The sequence below is a fragment of the Stenotrophomonas sp. TWI169 genome (assembly GCF_039674705.1).
Classification (GTDB): Bacteria; Pseudomonadota; Gammaproteobacteria; order Xanthomonadales; family Xanthomonadaceae; genus Stenotrophomonas; species Stenotrophomonas maltophilia_P.
Genome location: NZ_JBDJOB010000006.1, coordinates 78741 through 99725 on the forward strand (window position 1 = coordinate 78741; position 20985 = coordinate 99725).

22 protein-coding genes and 1 tRNA gene are annotated in these 20985 nt (G+C 65.8%); 10 read left to right on the forward strand and 13 right to left on the reverse strand.

What is annotated here, in order from left to right; all coding sequences use genetic code 11:
• Positions 1-56: 56 nt before the first annotated feature.
• Complete coding sequence (locus ABE543_RS06655; RefSeq protein ID WP_053519720.1) at positions 57-290, reverse strand: hypothetical protein; 234 nt, start codon at positions 288-290, stop codon at positions 57-59.
• 160 nt (positions 291-450) lie between these two features.
• On the opposite strand from ABE543_RS06655, the gene parE reads away from it, so the two are divergent.
• The 3 genes from parE (at position 451) to ABE543_RS06670 (ending at position 4677) form a co-directional block, all read left to right on the forward strand.
• Positions 451-2340 (forward strand): DNA topoisomerase IV subunit B, encoded by a 1890-nt coding sequence (parE, locus tag ABE543_RS06660; RefSeq protein ID WP_053519719.1) that lies wholly within the window; start codon positions 451-453, stop codon positions 2338-2340.
• A 151-nt stretch (positions 2341-2491) separates the two neighbouring features.
• Entirely contained in the window at positions 2492-3070 is a 579-nt protein-coding gene (locus ABE543_RS06665; protein WP_065174922.1) for a GNAT family protein, read from the forward strand.
• A 110-nt stretch (positions 3071-3180) separates the two neighbouring features.
• Positions 3181-4677, forward strand: a complete 1497-nt coding sequence (locus ABE543_RS06670; RefSeq protein ID WP_279941759.1) for a S10 family peptidase — start codon at positions 3181-3183, stop codon at positions 4675-4677.
• A 259-nt stretch (positions 4678-4936) separates the two neighbouring features.
• Here the strand turns inward: ABE543_RS06670 and ABE543_RS06675 are convergent, their stop codons facing one another.
• Both ABE543_RS06675 and ABE543_RS06680 read right to left on the reverse strand, forming a co-directional pair.
• Complete coding sequence (locus tag ABE543_RS06675; protein WP_346475455.1) at positions 4937-6058, reverse strand: inorganic phosphate transporter; 1122 nt, start codon at positions 6056-6058, stop codon at positions 4937-4939.
• A 13-nt stretch (positions 6059-6071) separates the two neighbouring features.
• Positions 6072-6698, reverse strand: coding sequence for a DUF47 family protein (locus tag ABE543_RS06680; protein ID WP_004152833.1), 627 nt, complete (start codon positions 6696-6698; stop codon positions 6072-6074).
• Between the two features lie 292 nt (positions 6699-6990).
• On the opposite strand from ABE543_RS06680, the gene ABE543_RS06685 reads away from it, so the two are divergent.
• Both ABE543_RS06685 and ABE543_RS06690 read left to right on the forward strand, forming a co-directional pair.
• The gene (locus ABE543_RS06685; RefSeq protein ID WP_065174920.1) at positions 6991-8295 is read left to right on the forward strand and encodes a hemolysin family protein; all 1305 of its coding nucleotides are present in this window, start codon (positions 6991-6993) and stop codon (positions 8293-8295) included.
• Positions 8279-8932 carry an exopolysaccharide biosynthesis protein gene (locus ABE543_RS06690; RefSeq protein ID WP_053519808.1) on the forward strand — a complete coding sequence of 218 codons (654 nt, stop codon included), beginning with the start codon at positions 8279-8281 and terminating at the stop codon, positions 8930-8932. Before ABE543_RS06685 ends, ABE543_RS06690 begins: the two co-directional genes overlap by 17 nt.
• 10 nt (positions 8933-8942) lie before the next feature.
• On the opposite strand, the gene ABE543_RS06695 is transcribed toward ABE543_RS06690, so the two are convergent.
• The 4 genes from ABE543_RS06695 to ABE543_RS06710 all read right to left on the reverse strand — a co-directional run bounded on the left by ABE543_RS06695 (position 8943) and on the right by ABE543_RS06710 (position 11854).
• A complete protein-coding gene (locus tag ABE543_RS06695; RefSeq protein WP_053519807.1) occupies positions 8943-9440 on the reverse strand; it encodes a pyridoxamine 5'-phosphate oxidase family protein in 498 nt (165 codons plus the stop codon).
• A 68-nt stretch (positions 9441-9508) separates the two neighbouring features.
• Positions 9509-10504 carry an LLM class flavin-dependent oxidoreductase gene (locus ABE543_RS06700; RefSeq protein ID WP_053519806.1) on the reverse strand — a complete coding sequence of 332 codons (996 nt, stop codon included), beginning with the start codon at positions 10502-10504 and terminating at the stop codon, positions 9509-9511.
• A gap of 148 nt (positions 10505-10652) precedes the next feature.
• Positions 10653-11420: a sulfurtransferase gene (locus ABE543_RS06705; protein WP_053519805.1), complete on the reverse strand. Its 768-nt coding sequence runs from the start codon at positions 11418-11420 to the stop codon at positions 10653-10655.
• A gap of 68 nt (positions 11421-11488) precedes the next feature.
• The gene (locus ABE543_RS06710; RefSeq protein ID WP_053519804.1) at positions 11489-11854 is read right to left on the reverse strand and encodes a DUF6164 family protein; all 366 of its coding nucleotides are present in this window, start codon (positions 11852-11854) and stop codon (positions 11489-11491) included.
• Between the two features lie 69 nt (positions 11855-11923).
• Here ABE543_RS06710 and ABE543_RS06715 point away from each other — a divergent pair, with 69 nt between their 5' ends.
• Complete coding sequence (locus ABE543_RS06715) at positions 11924-12358, forward strand: FKBP-type peptidyl-prolyl cis-trans isomerase (RefSeq protein WP_065174917.1); 435 nt, start codon at positions 11924-11926, stop codon at positions 12356-12358.
• On the forward strand, positions 12345-13592 hold the full coding sequence (locus ABE543_RS06720) for a TIGR03862 family flavoprotein (protein WP_346475456.1): 1248 nt from the start codon (positions 12345-12347) through the stop codon (positions 13590-13592). Before ABE543_RS06715 ends, ABE543_RS06720 begins: the two co-directional genes overlap by 14 nt.
• A gap of 50 nt (positions 13593-13642) precedes the next feature.
• Here ABE543_RS06720 and ABE543_RS06725 read toward each other — a convergent pair whose 3' ends face one another.
• From ABE543_RS06725 to ABE543_RS06740, 4 genes are all read right to left on the reverse strand, one after another.
• Positions 13643-14104: a GNAT family N-acetyltransferase gene (locus ABE543_RS06725; protein ID WP_111186059.1), complete on the reverse strand. Its 462-nt coding sequence runs from the start codon at positions 14102-14104 to the stop codon at positions 13643-13645.
• A gap of 21 nt (positions 14105-14125) precedes the next feature.
• Positions 14126-15748 (reverse strand): FMN-binding glutamate synthase family protein, encoded by a 1623-nt coding sequence (locus tag ABE543_RS06730; RefSeq protein WP_053519800.1) that lies wholly within the window; start codon positions 15746-15748, stop codon positions 14126-14128.
• Between the two features lie 55 nt (positions 15749-15803).
• Complete coding sequence (locus ABE543_RS06735) at positions 15804-17090, reverse strand: nucleotide sugar dehydrogenase (RefSeq protein WP_346475457.1); 1287 nt, start codon at positions 17088-17090, stop codon at positions 15804-15806.
• 135 nt (positions 17091-17225) lie between these two features.
• Positions 17226-17660, reverse strand: coding sequence for a BLUF domain-containing protein (locus ABE543_RS06740; protein WP_065174913.1), 435 nt, complete (start codon positions 17658-17660; stop codon positions 17226-17228).
• Between the two features lie 131 nt (positions 17661-17791).
• Here ABE543_RS06740 and ABE543_RS06745 point away from each other — a divergent pair.
• Positions 17792-17878, forward strand: a tRNA-Leu gene (locus ABE543_RS06745).
• Between the two features lie 126 nt (positions 17879-18004).
• On the opposite strand, the gene ABE543_RS06750 is transcribed toward ABE543_RS06745, so the two are convergent.
• Both ABE543_RS06750 and ABE543_RS06755 read right to left on the reverse strand, forming a co-directional pair.
• The gene (locus ABE543_RS06750; RefSeq protein WP_346475518.1) at positions 18005-18514 is read right to left on the reverse strand and encodes a hypothetical protein; all 510 of its coding nucleotides are present in this window, start codon (positions 18512-18514) and stop codon (positions 18005-18007) included.
• A gap of 211 nt (positions 18515-18725) precedes the next feature.
• On the reverse strand, positions 18726-18899 hold the full coding sequence (locus tag ABE543_RS06755) for a hypothetical protein (RefSeq protein WP_346475458.1): 174 nt from the start codon (positions 18897-18899) through the stop codon (positions 18726-18728).
• A gap of 200 nt (positions 18900-19099) precedes the next feature.
• On the opposite strand from ABE543_RS06755, the gene ABE543_RS06760 reads away from it, so the two are divergent.
• Both ABE543_RS06760 and ABE543_RS06765 read left to right on the forward strand, forming a co-directional pair.
• Positions 19100-19777: an SOS response-associated peptidase gene (locus tag ABE543_RS06760; RefSeq protein ID WP_346475459.1), complete on the forward strand. Its 678-nt coding sequence runs from the start codon at positions 19100-19102 to the stop codon at positions 19775-19777.
• A gap of 53 nt (positions 19778-19830) precedes the next feature.
• On the forward strand, positions 19831-20982 hold the full coding sequence (locus tag ABE543_RS06765; RefSeq protein WP_346475460.1) for an acyltransferase: 1152 nt from the start codon (positions 19831-19833) through the stop codon (positions 20980-20982).
• Positions 20983-20985: the final 3 nt, after the last annotated feature.

A 20985-nucleotide genomic window follows, 5' to 3' on the forward strand; every position in this document is an offset into this window, starting at 1 on the left:
TCGCCAGAAGCCCGCTTCTACAGGGCTTCCGCGGGAAAGGGAGGGTGCGCGTGCGCTCAGCGCTTCTTGCGCGCCTCTTCCTCTTCTTCCTGCTGCGGAACCGGCTGGCCCTTGGCCTTCAGCTCCGCATTGGCCTGCGCGCGGCGCTTGGCCTTGGCGTCGGCTTCGGCCTGTGCCTTGTCGGCCTGGTCACCCTGCTGCGGGGCCGGCTGGCCGGCGTTCTGCGCCATCACCAGCGGCACCGCAACGGCGGCAGCGGCCAGGATCGCAATGGTCAGCAACTTCTTCATGGAGTCCTCCTCGCGGTATGGCTGGGACATGGGGACGCTGGCGTCCGGATTCCAGCGGCTGCCATTTTACCCCCTCCCCGGTGGCGAGGCTGAACCGCAGGCGTGCAAATTCGCCGCCCAGACCGCACACTTGCGCGTCGCTCCGCGCTTTAGAACATAGATGAACGCCCGCTATAACGCCGCCGATATTGAAGTCCTGTCCGGCCTTGACCCGGTCAAGCGCCGTCCCGGCATGTATACCGACACCGCGCGCCCCAACCACCTGGCGCAGGAAGTGATCGACAACTCGGTGGACGAGGCCCTCGCCGGCCACGCCCGCTCGATCGAGATCACCCTGTACAAGGACGGCAGCGTGGAGGTCAGCGATGACGGCCGTGGCATGCCGGTGGACATCCATCCGGAAGAGAAGATCCCGGGTGTCGAGCTGATCCTGACCCGCCTGCACGCGGGCGGCAAGTTCAGCAACAACAACTACACCTTCTCCGGCGGCCTGCACGGCGTCGGCGTCAGCGTGGTCAACGCGCTGTCGACCCTGGTGGAGGTGCACATCAAGCGTGAAGGTGCCGAACACCGCATCACCTTCCGTAACGGTGACCGCGCCACGCCGCTGGAAGTGGTGGGCACGGTCGGCAAGAAGAACACGGGCACCCGCGTGCGCTTCTGGCCGGACCCGAAGTACTTCGATACACCGAAGTTCGCGGTGCGCGCGCTCAAGCATCTGCTGCGCGCCAAGGCGGTGTTGTGCCCGGGCCTGACCGTGAAGCTGACCGACGAAGCCACCGGCGAAGTCGACACCTGGTACTACGAGGACGGCCTGCGCGACTACCTGAAGCTGGAGCTGGGCGAGCGCGAAATGCTGCCGGCCGACCTGTTCGTCGGCAACCTGAAGAAGGACACCGAAGTGGTGGACTGGGCCGTGGCCTGGCTGCCGGAAGGCGAGCTGGTCCAGGAAAGCTACGTCAACCTGATCCCGACCGCCCAGCACGGTACCCACGTCAACGGCCTGCGCACCGGCCTGACCGAGGCGCTCCGAGAGTTCTGCGACTTCCGCAACCTGCTGCCGCGTGGCGTGAAGCTGGCGCCGGAAGACGTGTGGGACCGCGTGTCGTTCGTGCTGTCGCTGAAAATGACCGATCCGCAGTTCAGCGGGCAGACCAAGGAACGCCTGTCCTCGCGGCAGGCCGCCGGTTTCGTGGAAGGTGCCGCGCACGATGCATTCAGCCTGCTGCTGAACCAGAACGTGGAACTGGGCGAGAAGATCGCGCAGATCGCCATTGAGCGCGCCAGCGCACGCCTGAAGACCGAAAAGCTGGTGGTCCGCAAGAAGGTCACCCAGGGCCCTGCCCTGCCGGGCAAGCTGGCCGACTGCATCAGCCAGGACCTGTCGCGTACCGAACTGTTCCTGGTGGAAGGTGATTCGGCAGGCGGCAGCGCCAAGCAGGCACGCGACAAGGATTTCCAGGCGATCATGCCGCTGCGCGGCAAGATCCTGAACACCTGGGAAGTCTCCTCCAACAGCGTGCTGGCCTCGGAAGAAGTGCACAACCTGGCCATCGCCATCGGCTGCGATCCGGGCAAGGATGACATCAGCGGCCTGCGCTACGGCAAGGTGGTGATCCTGGCCGACGCCGACTCGGACGGCCTGCACATCGCCACCCTGTTGACGGCGCTGTTCCTGAAGCACTTCCCGGCGCTGGTCGACGCCGGCCACGTGTTCGTGGCAATGCCGCCGCTGTTCCGCATCGACGTGGGCAAGCAGGTCTTCTACGCGCTGGACGAGGAAGAAAAGCGCTCCATGCTGGACAAGATCGAGCGCGAGAAGATCAAGGGCGCGGTCAATGTGACGCGGTTCAAGGGCCTGGGCGAGATGAACCCGTCGCAGCTGCGTGAGTCCACCATCCACCCGGACACCCGTCGCCTGGTGCAGCTGACCGTGGACGATCGCGAGCAGACCCGTTCGCTGATGGACATGCTGCTGGCCAAGAAGCGGGCGTCTGACCGCAAGGGCTGGCTGGAGACCAAGGGCGATCTGGCGTCGCTGGAAGTCTGACCCCAGCGCGGGCCGGGGCCGTTTCCTGTCGGGAAACGGCTCTGGCTGCATGGCCTGGCAGTACCGCTTCAGGCCGCCCACCGGGGCATTACACCCCCATCGGCAAACCCTGCGGGTCCATAATGCGCGCTCATCCGCGTGGACCACCGCATTGCCCAGCCACTCGCTGCTGTTCCCCGGCCTGCCCCTGCACAGCACGCGGCTGGTCCTGAGCCCGATCCGTCGTGATGACGCTGCTGCGTTGTTCACGCTGCAATCCAACCCGGCGGTGATGCGCTGGTGGAACCATCCTGCCTGGACACGGCCGGGCGAAGCCCGCGAACAGATCGACGACGACCTCGCCGCACACGCCATCGGCACCCAGCTCAAGCTGGCCGTGCGCGAATCGCTGGAAGGGCCGTTGCTGGGCATCTGCGTGGTGTTTGCCGTCGATCGCGATGCTGCGCGTGCCGAGATCGGCTATCTGCTGGCACCTGAGGTCCAGGGCCGGGGCTACATGCATGAGGCGTTGCAGCAGGTGCTGGCCTACCTGTTCCGGACGCTGCGCCTGCATCGCGTCGAAGCCGAGATCGATCCGCGCAATGCGGCCTCCGCGCACGTGCTTGAACGCCTCGGCTTCCATCGTGAGGGCCTCCTGCGCCAACGCTGGCGCATCCAGGGCGAGTTGGCCGACTCGGCTGTGTACGGGCTGCTGGCCGATGACGAAGCCGCGACCGCCCTGCCCACTTGACCCAATCTGGCCGCAACCGACGACAACGCCCGGCCATGGCTTTGGACACATACGGCGCGGCACCCTGGAGGCCTAGCATCGAAACCCCCTTCCGCTGCCGATCCGGTGCCATGAAGTTCCTGCTGCACACTGCCGCGCTCTGCGTCGGCCTGCTCATCGCTCCTGCCAGCGTGCTGGCCGCGCCCGCCGCCGAGTCCAAGCCCGATGCCAGAGACGACAGGGCCGAAGCACCTGCGCTGCCGGCCGACGCCTCCACCCGCCAGAGCATCCGCCTGGCAGGCCGCACGCTCGACTACACCGCCACCGTAGGGACCCTGCCGGTACGTGACGAGAAGGGCAAGGTGATCGCCGATGTAGTGTTCACCGCCTACACGATGCCCGGCAAGGACCGGCCGGTGACCTTCGCGCTCAACGGCGGGCCCGGCGCGTCCTCGGTGTATCTCAATCTGGGCGCCATCGGCCCGAAGGTCGTGACCTTCGGCTCGGAGGGCGACAGCGCGTCGGCGCCGGCCACGCTGCACGACAATCCGGGAACGTGGCTGGACTTCACCGACCTGGTCTTCATCGACCCGGTCGGCACCGGCTTCAGCCGTGCCCGCATCGGCGATGACGAAGCCAAGAAGGCACTGTACAACCCCAGTGCCGACATCGAGTACCTGTCGCGATCGATCTACGACTGGTTGCTGCGCAACCAGCGCATGGCGTCGCGCAAGTATCTCACCGGTGAGAGCTACGGTGGCTACCGCGGCCCACGCATCACCCACTACCTGCAGACGCGGCTGGGCGTTGCGATGAACGGCCTGGTGCTGGTCTCGCCGTACCTGAGCCCGACCCTGGAAGACAACGCCGACGTCTCGCCGATGGCGTGGATGCAGACGCTACCGTCGATCGCAGCGGCGCACCTTGAGCGCCAGGGCCGCCTGACCGACGCGGCGATGCGCGAGGTGATCGAGTACACCCGCGGCGATTACGCCACCGCCCTGATGAAGGGCCGCAGCGATCCACAGGCCACCGAGGCGATGCTGCGCCGGGTCACCGAGCTGACCGGGCTGGACCCGCAGTTCGTGCGTCGTGCCGGCGGCCGCCTGGAAACCCAGGCCTATCTGCGCGAAGTGTTCCGCGACAAGGGCACGCTGGGCAGCCGCTACGACTCGAACGTGACGGCGTTTGATCCGTTCCCGAACGATCCGGAACAGCGCGCCAACGATCCCCTGCTCGACAGCATCATCGCGCCGACCACCACCGCGATGGTCGACTTCGTCACCCGCGTGGTGGGCTGGAAGGTCGATGCGCGCTACCAGGCATTGAACTACGAGGTGAACCGGCTGTGGGACCGCAACGGGGACCTGCGCCAGGGTGCGGTGACCCAGCTGCGCCAGGCGGTGGCGATCGATCCGAATCTGCAGGTGCTGATCGCGCACGGCTGGAATGACCTGTCATGCCCGTTCATGGGCTCGATCCTGACCGTGGACCAGATGCCGGCGATGGGCAGCAACCCGGACCGCGTGCAGGTGCGCAGCTACCCGGGCGGGCACATGTTCTACAGCCGTGCCGACAGCCAGGCGGCATTCCGCAAGGATGTGCAGGCACTGTTCCAGCGCAACTGAGGGGTTCGGCCGGGCCTGCGGCCCGGCGCCCGCTGACGGCAACGGCAACGGCAACGGCAACGGCAACGGCAAAAGCCGGGTTTCCGTGGGCTGGCGAGGTTCCTGCTGCTGTTGGTGGGTGTCGACCTTGGTCGACACGCTGGATACGGAAAAACGATCTGCCCATGAAAAAAGCCCGCCGGAATCCGGCGGGCTTTTTCATTTCCGGGGTCAGATCCCTATCTGCAGGGAAAGGGCTCTGACCCCAGGGTTGCTGGCATCAGGTCCAGCCGAACAGCTCGAACAGCTTCAGGATCAGGTACGCACAGCCGCCTGCCGCCGGGATGGTCAGGATCCAGGCCCAGACGATGCGCTCGATCACGCCGAACTTCAGCGAACGCGGATTCTTGGCAAAGCCCACGCCCATGATCGCGGTGGAGATGCTGTGCGTGGTCGAGACCGGCATGCCGAAATGGGCGGCCAGGGTCAGGATGGTGGCCGAGCTGGTCTCCGCCGCGAAGCCGTGGATCGGATGCAGCTTGACCATCTTGTGGCCCAGCGTCTTGATGATCTTCCAGCCACCCGAAGCCGTACCGGCGGCCATCACCACCGCACAGGTCAGCACGATCCACATCGCGATGCCGTCACCGGCCTGCGCATCCGGGTGCATGAAGGCCAGCCAGGACGGCAGGTTGTCCAGTGCACCGGTGGCTTCGGCACCGATCAGGGTCATGGCGATGATGCCCATGGTCTTCTGTGCGTCGTTGTGCCCGTGCGCGAAGCCCATGTAGGCGGCCGAGACGATCTGCGCCTTGCCGAAGAAGGCATTGACCCAGCGCGGACGGGCCAGGCGGCCAATCGCACCACCGACCCTGGCCAGACCGGCAATCAGGCCCCACAGCAGCACCATCACCACGATGCCCAGCAGGAAGCCGGCAATCGGCGAGGTGATCATCGGCACGAACACCTTCCACAGCAGGCCCTTGTTCTGCGCCCAGCTGCCGAGCCGTTCGGACCAGATCAGCGCGTCCCAGTTGTTGTGCGCGGCCGCCAGCCCGGCGCCGCACAGGCCACCGATCAGGGCGTGCGAGGACGAGGACGGCAGCCCCTTCCACCAGGTGATCAGGTTCCAGATGATGCCGCCCAGCAGGGCGCACAGGATCACCTGCGGGGTGACATCGACCACGTTGGTGTTGAGCAGGCCCGACGCGATGGTCAGCGCCACCGCCGTACCGGTCAGGGCACCGATCAGGTTCATGAAGGCGGCGAGCATCACCGCCCAGCCGGGCGAGAGCACCTTGGTCGCCACCACGGTGGCGATGGAGTTGGCGGTGTCGTGGAAGCCGTTGATGAACTCGAAGACGAGCGCAGCCAGGATCACCACCAGGACGAGGGTCAACATGCGGCGGCGTCCGTCAGCTGTTCTTCAGCACGATCTGGTACGCCACCACGCCGGCCTCGCGGCAGCGGTCGATGGCTTTTTCCAGGATCTCGAAGAATTCCTTGAGCAGGAACATCTGCAGGTTGTCCAGGCGCCCGGAATAGATGTCACGGTACAGCTCCAGCATCAGCCGGTCGGCCTCGTTCTCCAGCGAGCGCAGCTTCTCGTTGAGCGCGGTCATCCGGTCCAGGTTCATGTGGCGCAGGTCGGCCACCATCTCCACCACCACGCCGGCGGCCTGCTCCAGCATCGCCGCGCGCGGCGCGAAGTCGATGTGCTCCAGGTGGGTCGTGGCCAGCGAATAGCGATCGGCGAACTTCTCGATCTGCTTGGGGATCTTGTACAGCGCCGACCCCAGCGCTTCGATGTCTTCACGCTCGATCGGCGTCATGAAGCTGTCCACCAGCGCCTGGCTGATCTTGTCCGACGCCGCACGCTCGCGCAGGCGGGCCAGCTTGAAGGCGTCCAGCGCGGGCTGGCGGTCGGCCTCGCGCAGCATGGAATGCAGCGCCTTGGCGGCGTCGGAGGCCGCGACGGCAGCCTCATCGAGCAGGGTGTAGAACTGTTTGCCGGAACCGAAAATGGTCTGCAGAGAGAACATTGAGAAACCTGTCAGCCGTCGCGGGAAGGACGGCACCGGACGGAATTATGACGGCTAGATGACCATCTCGGGTATCCCCGCCCCCTTTCCGGGGGTGGAACCCGCCAACCTGAACAGGCAGTTGCCACCTTGCCACGGCCCTTTGCTAAGATGCCAGCGCGCCCTCGGGCGCACCTTATGGACGACGACCCTTATCCCCCAGCGCCGCGCCGGACTCTGCTCCTGAGCGCCTGCCGCCATCGCAAGCACCCGCCCTCCCTGCCACCAACCGGGGACGACGCCCGTGTTTGAAATGATCCTGATTGTCTTCGCGCTGGTTCTGTTGAACGGCTTCTTCGCCATGTCCGAGATGTCGGTCATGACCTCGCGCAAGAGCCGTCTCAAGCAGATGGCCGGCAGCTCCAAGCGCGCCGCCAAGGCCCTGGAGCTGTCCGAAAAGCCCGAGAGCTTCCTGTCCACGGTCCAGATCGGCATCACCGTCATCGGCGTGCTGACCGGCTACCTGGGCGGCGACGCCATCGGCGACGCCATTGCCGGCTGGCTGCAGGGCCTGATGCCCGGCTTCACCTACGCCTCCCAGGTCGGCACCACGCTGGCCGTGACCCTCATCACCTTCGTGACCCTGATCTTTGGTGAGCTGGTGCCCAAGCGGCTGGCCCTGACCCGCTCCGAGGCCATTGCCAGCCTGGTGGCCATGCCGATGAGCTGGCTGGCCAAACTGGCCCTGCCCTTCGTCTGGCTGCTGTCCAGGACGACCCAGCTGGTGCTGAAGGCACTTGGCCTGGGCAAGGACGAAGCCGCCTCGGTGACCGAAGAGGAGATCCGCATGCTGGTGGCCGAAAGCCACGAGGCAGGTGTGATCGACACCCATGAGCGCGACATGATGAACCGCGTGATGCGGCTGGGCGATCGCACCGCCGACAGCCTGATGACGCCGCGCAACCGGATCGCCTGGCTGGACACGCAGGCCGGCCTGGACCGCAACCTGGAAATCATGGCCGAGCATGAGTTCTCGCGCTATCCGGTATATCGCGACAACGACATGGATGTGGTCGGTGTGCTTGAACTGAAATCGCTGGCGACCCGCATGGCACGCGGCGACAACGCGCTGTTCCAGACCCTGCGCGAGCCGTTGTACGTTTCCGAGTCCACCCATGCGATGAAGCTGCTGGAGATCTTCCGGGAAGAACAGCAGTCGATGGCGCTGGTCGTCGACGAATACGGCGAGATCCAGGGACTGGTCACCATCAGCGACCTGATGGGCGCAGTGGTCGGCCGCCTGCAGGCGGTGGAGAATGCCGACGAGGACGCACTGGTGGTGACCCGTGAGGACGGCTCGCTGCTGGTGGACGGCTCGCTGCCGGTGGACGACCTCCGCGAGCTGATCGGCAGCAACGAGCTTCCCGACGCCGAAGAGGGCGACTACTACACCCTGGCCGGCATGTGCATCCACTACTTCGGCCGCATCCCGCACGCGGGCGAGTACTTCGACTGGGCCGGCTGGCGCTTCGAGATCGTCGACCTGGACGGTGCACGTGTGGACAAGCTGCTGCTGCGCACGCTGTCGGACGAGCAGGCCGATGAGCTCACCGCCTGAGTCCGGCCCGCGCGACGCAGCACCTGCCTATCGCAACGAAGGCATCCGCACGCTGCTGGAAATGTTCGCCTGGGGTGATCCGGCCCAGCACATGAAGCTGGGCCAGATCCTGCAGGATCTGCAGCAGAGCGCCTTCGGCGTTTTCCTGTTCGTGGCGATCCTGCCATCGTTCATCCCGATTCCGGGGCTGGGCGGTGCGGTCAGTGGCCCCCTGGTGATCCTCATCGGCCTGCAGATGCTGTGCTGCATGCGGCGCCCCTGGTTGCCGGGCTTCATCGCCCGCCGCGGGCCGAAGCGCGGCACCATGCACCGGTTCCTGGACCGCATCGACCGCCCGCTGCGGCGCTTGGACCGCATGCTCAAGCCACGCCTGCCACAGCTGCTCAAGCCGCTGCCGGCCCACGCGTTCACCGGCGCACTGCTGGTCCTGCTGGGCATCCTGCTGTCGCTGCCGATCCCTTTCACCAACTATCTGTTCGGCTTCCAGCTGCTGTTGTTCTCCCTGGCCCTGCTCGAGCGCGACGGCGCGCTGATGCTGGTCAACTGGATCGGAGCATTGGCGGCAATCGCGTTCTTTGGTTTCAGTTCCGGCCAACTGGTGAGCTACACCGTCGAACTGTTCCAGCGCTGGTTCTGAACCGGGCCCATCAACGCAGGTCGACGAAACCGTTGTCGGCAAGCTGGCCTGGCTCATCCTGTACCGCAGACAGCACGAACGTCAGCGCCCTGCCCAGCAGCGTGCCCGGTCCATCCCAGTACTCGGCCGATTCAGCCTGCACGTGGATGAGCCGAAGGTTCGGATCGTCCTTGCCGCCGGGGAAGAACAGCTTCATCGCTGGCGACCACAGCGCTTCCACCTTGGCTCGATCGTCGACGATGCGCGCGTTGCCCGCCACCGACACATAGGTGTTCTTCGACGTCGAGGCGTAGGCCACGTTGACCCGCGGATTGAGTGCGATCTCCGCCACCTTCGGGCTGTCGGCTGCGGTAGCGAACCAGAGGTCACCATCGAAGGCGACCTGCTGGGTACCAAGCGGACGGCTGTACAGGCGACCATCGACACCGACCGTGGTGAACATCGCCACCTCCACGTCCTTGATCAGTTCGGCCAGCTGGGCGATGTGTTCTGCGCGGGAATCCGACATGGGGAGCTCCAGGGGTAGGGAGCCCCCATCAGACGCGGAAGGTCTGCAATGCGCCGTGATGCAATCGTTCAGCCCGCGTGGCGATCGTGCCACGCCCGCATGGTCAGCTCGAACGAGCGCAGCCTCGCGCGATGGTCATACAGATTGGCGGTGAGCATCAGTTCGTCAGGTCGATGGCGTTCGACGAACGCGGCGATACCCTCGGCCACCTGCTGCGGATCACCCAGCACCGTGCACGCCAATGCCCGCTCGACACCCAGTTTCTCGTGCGGCTCCCAGAACGATTCGATGTCGTCGATCGGTGCCGGGATCTTGCCGGGACGCCCCCGGCGCAGATTGACGAAGCTCTGCTGCTGGCTGGTGAACAGGCGGCGCGATTCGGCTTCGCTGTCGCTGGCCACCACGTTCAATGCCAGCATCGCGTGCGGTTGCTTCAACGTGGCCGAAGGACGGAATTCGCGGCGGTAGACTGCCAGCGCCTCATCCATCGCGTCCGGGGCGAAGTGCGAGGCGAAGGCGTACGGCAGCCCCATCGATGCCGCCATGCGCGCACCGAACAGGCTGGAACCCAGGATCCACGTCGGCACCCGCAGGCCTCCGCCAGGCACGGCCTGCACCGCCTGACCGGGCTGGACCGGCTCGAAGTAATGCAGCAGCTCACGCACGTCCTGCGGGAACTGGTCAGCGCTGTCGAAATAGCGCCGCAGCGCGCGGGCGGTCGGCTGGTCGGTGCCGGGCGCCCGCCCCAGCCCCAGATCGATGCGGTCCGGATAGAGCGAGGCCAGCGTGCCGAACTGCTCGGCCACCTGCAGCGGCGCATGGTTGGGCAGCATGATGCCGCCTGCACCGACACGGATGCGCTGCGTGCCACCGGCAACGTGCCCGATCAGCACGGCGGTGGCCGCGCTGGCGATACCGGGCATGTTGTGGTGTTCGGCCAGCCAGTAGCGGCGGTAGCCCAGCGCATCGGCATGCTGGGCCAGTTCCAGCATGTTGGAGAAGGCGGCGGTGGTATCGCTGCCCTCGCAGACCGGGGCCAGGTCGAGGATCGACAACGGGATCATCAGGCGGTTTCCGTCAAAAGATCCCCTCTGCATGGGGTCGGCCCGGCACGGCGGCCAGTGCCGGTGGCGGGACGCTGATTCCTGCCGGGCGGGTCAGCTCCCCAGGTGGACCGGACAGCCGTGCACGACCGGCGCCCGGGACAGCCGCTCAGAAGGCGCTGGGGCGTGGTTCCGGCAGCGGCTCATCCACCAGCGGCCTGAGCTCCGCATCCAGCGCCACCCGTTCGTCGAACACGAAACAGCGCCCGTCGTAGCCCTCGCCGCCCACCTCCTCGAAGTAGCCAAGAATGCCGCCATCGAGCTGCAGCACGTTGTCCATGCCGTCATTGAGCATCCACAGTGCGGCCTTCTCGCAGCGGATGCCACCCGTGCAGAAGCTGACCACGGTGCTGTCCTTCAATGCGTCGCGGTGCGGCGCCAGGGCCTCCGGCAGATCGGTGAACTTGTGGATCGGCAGCACCAGCGCGTCCTTGAACGTGCCGTACTCCACCTCCTGCAGATTGCGGGTATCGAGCATCACCACCGGCTTTCCCGCATCGTCGTGGCCCTGCCGCAGCCAACGTTGCACGGTGGCCGGATCGACCGCCGGCGCGCGTGGATAGGCCAGCGGCTGGCCGTCATCGCGGCGGAAACTGATGATCTCCGGCTTCACTCTGGCCTTGAGCCGCGCGAAGGGCTGATGCTCGCTGAAGCTGGTCTTGACCCGCATTCCGGCCAGACGCGGATCCTCACGCAGTGCCGCGTAGAAGCCCTCGATGGCGGCCGGGGCGCCCGCCAGGAACAGATTCAGGCCCTCGCCCGCCACCAGGATCGTGCCGCGCAGCCCAGCCGCTTCGGCACGCGCCAGCAGCTGGTCGCACAGAACCTCGGGGGCGTCGATGGCGGTGAAATGATAGGCGGCGGTATTGGCGATCATCCGCGCATTTTAGCGCCTGGCCGCCATCGGGTCAGGCCCCGGGGTCAATGATCGGCGGCTGGAGCGCCCTACCCCCGCAGCAGCATGAACGGCAGCAGCACCAGGGCAGCAGCGCCCAGCATCGCCAGCAGTACCAGCACGACATACAGCGGCCGGCGCCGCAGCAGGCTGCCGAAGGTCTCGGCCGTGCCATCACGCAGGGCCTGCTCACGCTCGGCCCGGATGCGTGGCGCGCGCTCGGCCTGGTACTCGGCCATCAATGCCTTGGCGCGCGCATGATCGCCGTCCTCGCGGAGCCACAGCCCGCCATTGGAAATGCCCCAGGGACTGGGCTCGGTGCGGTACCAGGCGATGCCGTGGCGATCCAGGAGCGTGCAGACGTCGGCGTATTCGTCATCGCCGACATTGCGCAGATTGAGCAGGAGTTTGGCCATGGCGCCATGATACCCGGCGCCGATGCGCTACCCTTGCCGCCCTCGCCCTGCGCCCGACGGAGATGCCCGATGCGCCGACTGCTGCTTCCCCTGTTGCTGTCCCTTGCTGCTGCCGGCTGCTCGATGGAGCCGTCCGGCCCACCACCGGGAGGCTCGCTGACCACCTTCGAGCGCATCGACATCCAGCCCGGTACCGGGGCCGAAGCGGTGGCGGGACGGAAGGTCACCGTGCACTACACCGGCTGGATCTACGACAACCGCACCGAGAGCAAGCATGGCAAGACATTCGACAGCTCGGTCGGACGCGGCCAGCCGTTCACCTTCGTGCTCGGTGCCGGCCAGGTCATCCGCGGCTGGGATGAAGGCGTGGCCGGCATGAAGGTCGGCGGCAAGCGCACCCTGATGATCCCCCCGGACCTGGGCTACGGCAGCCGTCGCGCCGGCCCGATCCCGCCGGGCTCCTCGCTGGTGTTCGATGTCGAGCTGCTCGATGTCCAACCCTGATCCACATGCACCGCGCCGCGTGGCTGTCGTCGGTGGCGGCCCCGCGGGGCTGTTCGCCGCGGAGCGCCTGCGCGCTGCCGGCCTGGACGTGGATCTCTATGAAGCCAAGGGTTCCCCCGGTCGCAAGTTCCTGATCGCCGGCAAGGGCGGGCTCAACCTGACCCACTCCGATGCGCGCCCGCTGTTCGACAGCCGCTACCGCGAGCAGGCCGGTGAAGTCGGCCGCTGGCTGGACGGGTTCGACGCGCAGGCACTGCGCGACTGGGCCGCCGATCTCGGCGTGGAGACCTATGTCGGCAGTTCCGGCCGCGTGTTCCCGGTCGATCGCAAGGCTGCGCCCCTGCTGCGCGGCTGGGTGCGCCGCTTGAAGGAGCAGGGCGTACGCCTGCACGTGAATCACCGCTGGTGCGGATGGGCCAGCGACGGTGCGCTGCGCTTCAACACCGAAGACGGCCACCTCGACGTGCACGCTGATGCCACCGTGCTGGCGCTGGGCGGCGGCAGTTGGCCGCACCTCGGCAGCGACGGTGCCTGGGTGGCACCGCTGCAGGCACGCGGCGTGGACATCGCGCCGTTGCAGGCCGCCAACTGCGGGTTCGATGTTGACTGGACGCCCCTGTTCGCCCAGCGCAATGCCGGTGCCCCCTTGAAGCCAGTGGTGGCGCACTGGATCGACCTGACAGGCCAACCACGGTCACTGCAGGGCGAATGCGTCGCCAGCGACTATGGCATCGAAGGCAGCCTGATCTACGCGCTGGCGGCCGACCTGCGCGAAACCATCAACCGCAAGGGTTGTGCGCCATTGTGGCTGGACCTGGCGCCGGGTCGCGATGAAGCACGCCTGCTGGCCGATCTGTCGCGTCCACGCAAGGGCCGCAGCTTCGGTGAACACCTGCGCCGCCAGGCCGGAGTGGACGCAGTGAAAGCGGCACTTGTGTTCGAGCACCTCGGCAAGGATGCGGGCCAAGATCTTGCAGCGGTCGCAGCGACGCTCAAGCGCCTGCCGCTGAAACTGCTGCGCCCGCGGCCGATGGCCGAGGTGATCAGCACGGCCGGAGGGGTAAGGCTGGACGCGCTCGACGCAGGGCTGATGCTGCGTGCCCTGCCCGGCGTGTTCTGCGCTGGCGAAATGCTGGACTGGGAGGCGCCGACCGGCGGCTACCTGCTGACGGCCTGCTATGCCAGTGGCCTGCGCGCCGCCGAAGGCGTGATCCAGTGGTTGGCCACACGCTGAATCGCCTGTGGTAGCAGCGGGCGGGGCTCGGCGCTACCGGAAGCAGCGCCTCACCACGGCCTTCGCATGCGTACAGAGGCGAGTGGTACCCCGCTGGGATGGGGATAGATTTCCTCGCGTTCGCGGATGAAACCCTGCCGCTGATAGAAGGACACGGCATTGAGCGAGGCCGACAGCACCACCTCGCGCCCCGGATCGGCCAGCGCCAGCAGACGCTGCATCAGCGCCTGGCCGATACCCTGTCCGCCACGATCCGGATCGACGAACAGCGCATCCACCTCATTGCCATCGATATCGAGCACGCCAAAACCGAGCAGCTCGCCCTGCCCGCCTTCGGCCACCACGCATCCGCCCTGCGACAACAGCCGCGGATACTGCGCCGGCGGCGGCGACGCCGCCCAGGGTGCGATCACCTCCGGCGGATAGTGACTGCTGCAGGTCTCGCGCACGCACCGCGTGCGCAGGGCCCACAGCGGCGAGACATCGTCGATCGTCCCGGTCCTGAACTGCATGCAACCTCCGTGTGGAACCCATCACCGCGACTTGCTGGCTCTCAGCGCCTGGATCCGGGCCGGCGGCTGGAATGAATCACTGCGCGCGTCTGCCCAGAACGCATGGAATACCGCGTGATCCGGCACCCGCCGCAGCAGTTCTCCCGGCTCCAGATAGCGATACAGCGTCGCCAGCGAGCGGATCTCCACCGGCGACACGCGGCGCAGGATGTGCTCCGGCCCCAGTTCGGCCGGATCATTCAGGCCGGCCGCGCACAACAGCTCCTTCAGGGCATGCAGCGTGTGCTCGTGGTAGCTGTGCACGCGCGTGGCCTTGTCAGGCGCGTCGAGGTGCTTCCAGCGCGCCGGGTCCTGCGTGGCGATGCCGGTCGGGCACTTGTCGGTGTGGCAGCTCAACGACTGGATGCACCCCAGTGCGAACATGAAGCCACGACCGGCATTGCACCAGTCCGCGCCGAGCGCGATGGTCCGGGCAATGTCGAATGCGCTGGTGATCTTGCCGGCCGCACCGATGCGGATGCGCTCGCGCAGGTCCAGCCCGACCAGGGTGTTGTGGACCAGCAGCAGTGCCTCGTGCATCGGCACGCCGACATGATCGACAAACTCGGCCGGTGCCGCGCCCGTGCCGCCCTCGGCGCCATCGACAACGATGAAGTCTGGCAACAGGCCGGTCTCCTGCATCGCCTTGGCGATACCGAACCACTCCCAGGGATGGCCGATGGCCAGCTTGAAGCCGACCGGTTTGCCACCGGACAGTTCACGCAGGCGGGCGACGAACTGCAGCAGTTCGACCGGCGTGGAAAACGCCGAGTGCCGCGACGGAGATACACAGTCCACCCCCATCGGCACGCCCCGGGTCACGGAGATCTCGGCCGTCACCTTCGGCGCGGGCAATACGCCGCCATGACCGGGCTTGGCCCCCTGGGACAGCTTGATCTCGATCATCTTCACCTGGTCATGGGTGGCGTTGGCGACGAACCGCTCTTCGCTGAAACCGCCCTTCTCGTCGCGGCAACCGAAGTAGCCCGAACCGATTTCCCAGACCAGATCGCCGCCCATCTCACGGTGGTAGGGCGAGATCGAGCCTTCGCCCGTATCGTGATAGAAGCCGCCACGGCGTGCGCCTTCATTGAGCGCGCGGATCGCGTTGGCCGACAGCGAGCCGAAGCTCATCGCCGAGATGTTGAACACACTGGCCGAATAGGGCTTGGCGCAGCCTGCGCCGATCAGCACACGGAAATCGTGCCGGGCGATGGTGGTCGGTGCCAGCGAATGGTTGATCCATTCGTAGTCCACCGCATATGCACTACGCAGCGTGCCGAACGGCACCGTATCCATCTCGTTCTTGGCACGCTGGTAGATCAGTGCACGCTGCTGGCGCGAGAAGGGCACGTCTTCCAGATCACTCTGCACGAAATACTGGCGGATCTCCGGGCCGATCGATTCCAGCCCGTATCTGAAGTGCGCCATGACCGGATAGTTGCGGCGCAGGGTGCTGCGCTTCTGCAGCAGATCCCAGGTCCCCAGCGCCACCATCGCGGCGGTCAGACCGACGCCCCAGTACCAGGCAGGCCATATCGTGGCCAGCCACAGGCAGACGGGGAACATCAGGATGGCGAGCAGGTAGACGATATACCGGTGCATGGCGTTCCTTGGTTGCAACTGCAGCCGAGTCTACCGCGCCCGCCATCATCAACGCCTACAGGCGATCGTCGACCACGCTGCGCGGCCAGGCCGATTTCACGTCATACACCAGGCCGCCGGGCGCCAGCAGGCCGCGGATGCGGGCTTCATCCATCGCCTTGAAACTGGCATGCGCCACTGCCAATACGACCGCGTCGTAACAGCCGGCCTTCGGCTCGGCCAGCCACCGCACACCGGCATCGGCCAAGGCCGCCGGGCCCACCCATGGATCGCTGACATCGACCTGGGCGCCTGCTTCTGCCAGGCGCTGCGCCAGCTCCAGCGCACGACTGTTGCGCAGATCGGGGCAGTCTTCCTTGAAGGTGACGCCCAGCACCAGCACGCGCGCCTGGGCCGCGGTCCGCCCGCGCTCGGCCAACATGGCCAGGACGCGCATGGCCACGTGTTCGCCGACACGGTTGTTGACCTGCCGCGCGGTGTGGATGAGGTCCGGGTGGTAACCCACACTTTCCGACTTGTGCAGCAGGTAGTAGGGATCCACGCCGATGCAGTGGCCACCGACCAGACCGGGACGGAACGGCAGGAAATTCCACTTGCTGCCCGCGGCGTCCAGCACGTCCTGGGTATCGATGCCGAGACGGTCGAAAATCAGCGCCAGCTCGTTGACCAGGGCGATGTTGACGTCGCGCTGGATGTTCTCGACCACCTTGGCCGCTTCGGCCACGCGCATCGATGGCGCCGGGAAGGTGCCTGCGTCGATGATGCGGCGGTACAGCCCATCGACCACCGACGCCACCTCCGGTGTCGAACCCGAGGTGATCTTGCGGATGTCGGCCAGACGGCGCTGGCGGTCCCCCGGGCTGACCCGCTCCGGACTGTAGCCGCAGTAGAAATCTTCGTTGAATCGCAGGCCCGAACCCTGCTCCAGCAAGGGCACGCAGACTTCCTCGGTCGTGCCGGGATAGACCGTGGACTCGTAGATCACCAGATCGCCGGCGCGCAGATGGCTGGCGATCAACCGCGTCGCCGAGCGCAGGGGTTCCAGATCAGGCTGCTCGTAGGCATCGATGGGCGTCGGCACGGTGACGATGTACACGTTGCACTCGTCCAGCCGCGCAGGGTCGCTGCTGTACTCCAGCTGGCGTGCAGCGGCGAGTTCCCCGGCCTCCACCTCCAGCGTGTGGTCCTGGCCCGCGCGCAGCTCGGCGATGCGTTCGGGGTCGATGTCGAAGCCGAGCGTCGGCTGTTCCCGGCCGAATGCCACGGCCAGTGGCAGGCCCACGTAACCCAGACCGATCACCGCGAACCGAGGCGCTTCCGACGCCGACACCGGGACGCTCATCAATGTACCCGCCATGCCGGCAGCGGCGGATCGCCCACTGCCGCCGCTTCGGCCATCACGCTCATTCGCTGCCCGCTCCGGGAAGTCTTCGCAAGAGGGCTACAGCGTAACGGTGTCAGGACCTTGTCGCCAAGGTCAGGAGCCCAGTGCGACCGCGGCAGGCTCCAGCTCGCCATCGGCCCCGGTCCAGGCCTGCAGCAGGTGCTCGAACCCCACGCTGCCCAGCGTCAACCCCGGCCACGCCTCACCGACGATCTGTGCCAGCAGCTCCGCCTCGATGCGTCGCGTCCCCATGTTCCAGCGGGGGAACGCCCGCTGCGGCACGGGCGCCCGGCACAGCACCTTCAACTGGGTATGGCTGCGGGCATTGAGGATGCGCGGGAACACCGAATCGATACCATCCTGCGGACCTTCGAGATACTGCAGGAAGCGTGTACCGTCGAACATCAGCACCCCGGTGACGCCAGCCACGCGATTGAACGCCGTGGCATCGGCCAGCAGGCGGTCAAGATCGGATGTCCGCAGATCGGCGCGGGCATCGCTGACGTAGGCGATCGCGTAGAGCGACATCAGGTGGCTCCCCCCCTGGGAACGATGGTCGGGACTATGGCATGAATGGGCGATACAGTTAAGCACGCCGTGCGATGCCCGGCCGCCGGTGCTGGAGCCCCCGCTGGGCTACAATCGGCGCCGCACTGCAGGCCCGGATGGCGAAACTGGTAGACGCATCGGACTTAAAATCCGCCGACCGCAAGGTCATGCCGGTTCGATTCCGGCTCCGGGCACCAAGGCTTTTGCGACATTCGGCATCTACCATTTCGCTCCGCAATTTTCTCGTCGCTCCGCAACCGCCTCAAAACGCATGATGCCAATCGAGCAGCGCATGACGCATGCGTCCGGATGTCGCGGGTAGATCAGACACCCCGCCGCAGCTGCTGCAGCGCCGCCCTCACCCGCGCCTTCTGAGGATCCCTCGTCCTGGGCTTGGTCTCTGCCGGCGGCTTGCGCGGCTCCAGCGCTTCCTTGATCCGTGTCAGATCCAGCGCCCCAGACTCAGCCAGGCGCCGCGCCTGTTGCTGCTGCTCACGCGTAGGCGGCAGGCCGGGCAGTGGTGGCGGCAGTTGGAACCGCGTGCTGTCCGTCAGCCGAGCGACGGCCTCGCGCAGAGGCAGGTCGGGATAGAGCCTGGCCGCGCACCAGCGCTCGGCGTACCGCTTCGCCTGCCGGACGCTCGCCGCGCGCACTTCCTTCACTTCCCAAAACTTTTGGCCTTCCAGCCATAGGCGCACCCCCGGACCGCCATCGAGTTCGACGCCGGCCGTCTCCCGGCCGTTGTACCAGAGCGCCCAGCGCTCACCGGTCTGGACCCAGCCAGAGGCGATCGGGGTGGTGCGGAAACCGTGGTGGCCGTGCGAAGGAAGCATGGCCGGAAGGATACGACCGGTGGTCGCAGATCCTGCGAACGCGGCGGCGACCTGGCTGAATCGTTCGGGCAGAGTCGATTCATAGTCGACTTTGTGCCGGAACTCGATTGTTAAGGCCTGCATCGTCAGTTTGACGAAATCGTCAATTTGACCGAACTGCAGGGCCGAGCAAGGCTCGGCCCTCTCCGTAATCCGTCCCTGCTTGCGCGGCTCAGGCTTGCAGCACCTGTCGCGCACGGTCCAAGAAGTATTCGCGGACGGAAGGATCATGGATCTTGTCAGCGGCGTGGAAGCTGGCATCTGCCAACCGGGCCTCGTTCGCGACCAGGCTTGCCAGGAACTCGTCAGCGATTTCGCGACTGTGGATTACGAACTTTTCGATCATCTCTATGCTCCGTTGTTGGGAGCGCGGAACGTAGACCCAGCGGCCTCGCGAGTCAACGAAAATTTCATTATTTCGCTATATTTTTCAATGACTTGTAACGCACCCATACCAACAGTGTTATGCGCGCAAGACGGAGCCATAACGCAGGCGCTGAAGGCTATACACGCCCCGGGCACGGCCGACCGGGCTACCCTCCGGCCATGTGCGGCCGATTCGTCCAGCTCCCCGTCGTCAACTTCGGACAGGCCGAGCTGGCTGACCTTGCCCCGGGCCTGGCCGAGATCCAGCCCAGCTACAACCTGGCCCCGACACAGCGGGCGTCGGTGATCCTCGACCGCGGCGAAGGCCGGCAGGTCACCCGGCTGGCCTGGGGCCTGCTGCCGTTCTGGGCCAAGGCCAAGGGCCTGCAGGGCTCGACCATCAACGCCCGCATCGAGACCGTGGCCACCAAGCCGGCATTCCGCACGGCGTTCAAGAAACGCCGATGCGTCATCCCGATGGCCGGCTACTACGAGTGGTCGGTCAGCCCGATCGACGGGAAGAAGGATCCATGGTTCATCCACGCGGCCGAGCCGCTGCTGGCGGCCGGCCTCTGGGAGGACAGCAGCCCGCTGCTGCCCGACGGCAACCTGGGAACCTTCACCGTCATCACCGGGGACAGCAGCGGCGTGTCGGCCGACATCCACGATCGCATGCCGGTGTGGCTGCAGGCCAGCCAGATCGATGAGTGGATGGCAGCCAGCCCGGACGACGCCATGACGATGCTGCTGGCCAGCGAGACGCCGGCGATGGAGGCCTATCGCGTCAGCCGGGCAGTGAACACCCCCCGGAACGATAGAGCCGAACTTCTGCGGCCAGCGGAGCTGGCGACAGGCTGACCCTTCAGGTTGCCACTTGTGGCATGATGCGCGCCTTCCAAGGACGGCACGCCATGAGCACCAGCAGCACCAACCGGTTCCAGTTCGTTGACTCACTGCGCGGCATGGCAATTCTGGGAGTGATGGTCACTCACATCGGCTCGATGACCCTCAATGGCCACCCAGGGGTCGCCGCCTCGCTGCGCAAAATTACCGTACTGGGAGGCATGGGTGTCCCGCTGTTTTACTTGGTCAGCGCCTTCACCATCATGCTTATGTACTCCAAGCGGGTGGGCACCGAGGTCGCACCTGTGGGCTCGTTCTACATCCGGCGAATCATGCGGATCGCACCGGTCTATTGGGGCGGCATCGTTCTCTATGCAGCCTTGTACGGACTGACTGGAAGCCGGGGTTGGCAAGAGGGGCCGGAGCTATGGCATTACCCCCTTCACATCTTCTTCCTCAATATGACAAACCCCTTTACGCCCAGTACGGTCGTGCCGGGCGGTTGGTCCATCAGCAACGAGATCATCTTCTACGCCATCTTCCCGGCCATCTTTGGGTTGGTTAAATCTCCGCGTAGAGCAATTCTGTTCTTTGTAGCGTGCGTCGCTCTAAGCCCCCTTGCTGAACTGCTGGCGCGCTTTCTGGTCCATACCGAGTTCTCTACGGCCATGCCGAAGCAGGCAGAGCACTTCGCTTATCGCTGGCTACCAAATCAGCTTTCCTGCTTCGCTGCGGGATTTGTCTTCTATCATCTATTCTCGCAAGTCAAGACAATCCCGGCCGCACTCACCTCGCGCATCGCAAAAACTGCCTTTGCACTGGCATTGGTAGTCCTTCCGTTAGTCATCCTACCCGCCCGAAAAGGGCCGCTGCAGGAGAACCATCTTTGGATAATGTGGTTCCTTCTGCTCGCAACCACGATGTACCTGTATCAGTGGCCGCTTCTTGTTAACGGCATCCTCGCGTGGATCGGCAAAGTCAGCTTCTCGTGCTACATCTTCCATTTCGCAGTGATTGAATTGGTTCAACGCGCCCTTCCCGAAATGCCCCCCGTTGCCAACTTCAGCACAACTCTGGCGATCACAATGCCAGTGACACTCGGCCTTGCTTGGTTGAGCTACCGGTACTACGAGACTGCATTCATGACAGTTGCCAGCAAGATGGTCGACCGCTACCAGCGCCGGCGATCGGCAGCTTCTACCAACGCTGCCGCACTGTAGCCC

What these genes read in the sequence shown, in the direction of transcription:
- ABE543_RS06655 (WP_053519720.1), bottom strand. Translation starts at nt 290, where the DNA reads ATGAAGAAGTTGCTGACCATTGCGATCCTGGCCGCTGCCGCCGTTGCG.
- parE (WP_053519719.1), top strand. Translation starts at nt 451, where the DNA reads ATGAACGCCCGCTATAACGCCGCCGATATTGAAGTCCTGTCCGGCCTT.
- ABE543_RS06670 (WP_279941759.1), top strand. Translation starts at nt 3,181, where the DNA reads ATGAAGTTCCTGCTGCACACTGCCGCGCTCTGCGTCGGCCTGCTCATC.
- ABE543_RS06675 (WP_346475455.1), bottom strand. Translation starts at nt 6,058, where the DNA reads ATGTTGACCCTCGTCCTGGTGGTGATCCTGGCTGCGCTCGTCTTCGAG.
- ABE543_RS06680 (WP_004152833.1), bottom strand. Translation starts at nt 6,698, where the DNA reads ATGTTCTCTCTGCAGACCATTTTCGGTTCCGGCAAACAGTTCTACACC.
- ABE543_RS06685 (WP_065174920.1), top strand. Translation starts at nt 6,991, where the DNA reads ATGATCCTGATTGTCTTCGCGCTGGTTCTGTTGAACGGCTTCTTCGCC.
- ABE543_RS06690 (WP_053519808.1), top strand. Translation starts at nt 8,279, where the DNA reads ATGAGCTCACCGCCTGAGTCCGGCCCGCGCGACGCAGCACCTGCCTAT.
- ABE543_RS06695 (WP_053519807.1), bottom strand. Translation starts at nt 9,440, where the DNA reads ATGTCGGATTCCCGCGCAGAACACATCGCCCAGCTGGCCGAACTGATC.
- ABE543_RS06700 (WP_053519806.1), bottom strand. Translation starts at nt 10,504, where the DNA reads ATGATCCCGTTGTCGATCCTCGACCTGGCCCCGGTCTGCGAGGGCAGC.
- ABE543_RS06705 (WP_053519805.1), bottom strand. Translation starts at nt 11,420, where the DNA reads ATGATCGCCAATACCGCCGCCTATCATTTCACCGCCATCGACGCCCCC.
- ABE543_RS06710 (WP_053519804.1), bottom strand. Translation starts at nt 11,854, where the DNA reads ATGGCCAAACTCCTGCTCAATCTGCGCAATGTCGGCGATGACGAATAC.
- ABE543_RS06715 (WP_065174917.1), top strand. Translation starts at nt 11,924, where the DNA reads ATGCGCCGACTGCTGCTTCCCCTGTTGCTGTCCCTTGCTGCTGCCGGC.
- ABE543_RS06720 (WP_346475456.1), top strand. Translation starts at nt 12,345, where the DNA reads ATGTCCAACCCTGATCCACATGCACCGCGCCGCGTGGCTGTCGTCGGT.
- ABE543_RS06725 (WP_111186059.1), bottom strand. Translation starts at nt 14,104, where the DNA reads ATGCAGTTCAGGACCGGGACGATCGACGATGTCTCGCCGCTGTGGGCC.
- ABE543_RS06730 (WP_053519800.1), bottom strand. Translation starts at nt 15,748, where the DNA reads ATGCACCGGTATATCGTCTACCTGCTCGCCATCCTGATGTTCCCCGTC.
- ABE543_RS06735 (WP_346475457.1), bottom strand. Translation starts at nt 17,090, where the DNA reads ATGAGCGTCCCGGTGTCGGCGTCGGAAGCGCCTCGGTTCGCGGTGATC.
- ABE543_RS06740 (WP_065174913.1), bottom strand. Translation starts at nt 17,660, where the DNA reads ATGTCGCTCTACGCGATCGCCTACGTCAGCGATGCCCGCGCCGATCTG.
- ABE543_RS06750 (WP_346475518.1), bottom strand. Translation starts at nt 18,514, where the DNA reads ATGCTTCCTTCGCACGGCCACCACGGTTTCCGCACCACCCCGATCGCC.
- ABE543_RS06755 (WP_346475458.1), bottom strand. Translation starts at nt 18,899, where the DNA reads ATGATCGAAAAGTTCGTAATCCACAGTCGCGAAATCGCTGACGAGTTC.
- ABE543_RS06760 (WP_346475459.1), top strand. Translation starts at nt 19,100, where the DNA reads ATGTGCGGCCGATTCGTCCAGCTCCCCGTCGTCAACTTCGGACAGGCC.
- ABE543_RS06765 (WP_346475460.1), top strand. Translation starts at nt 19,831, where the DNA reads ATGAGCACCAGCAGCACCAACCGGTTCCAGTTCGTTGACTCACTGCGC.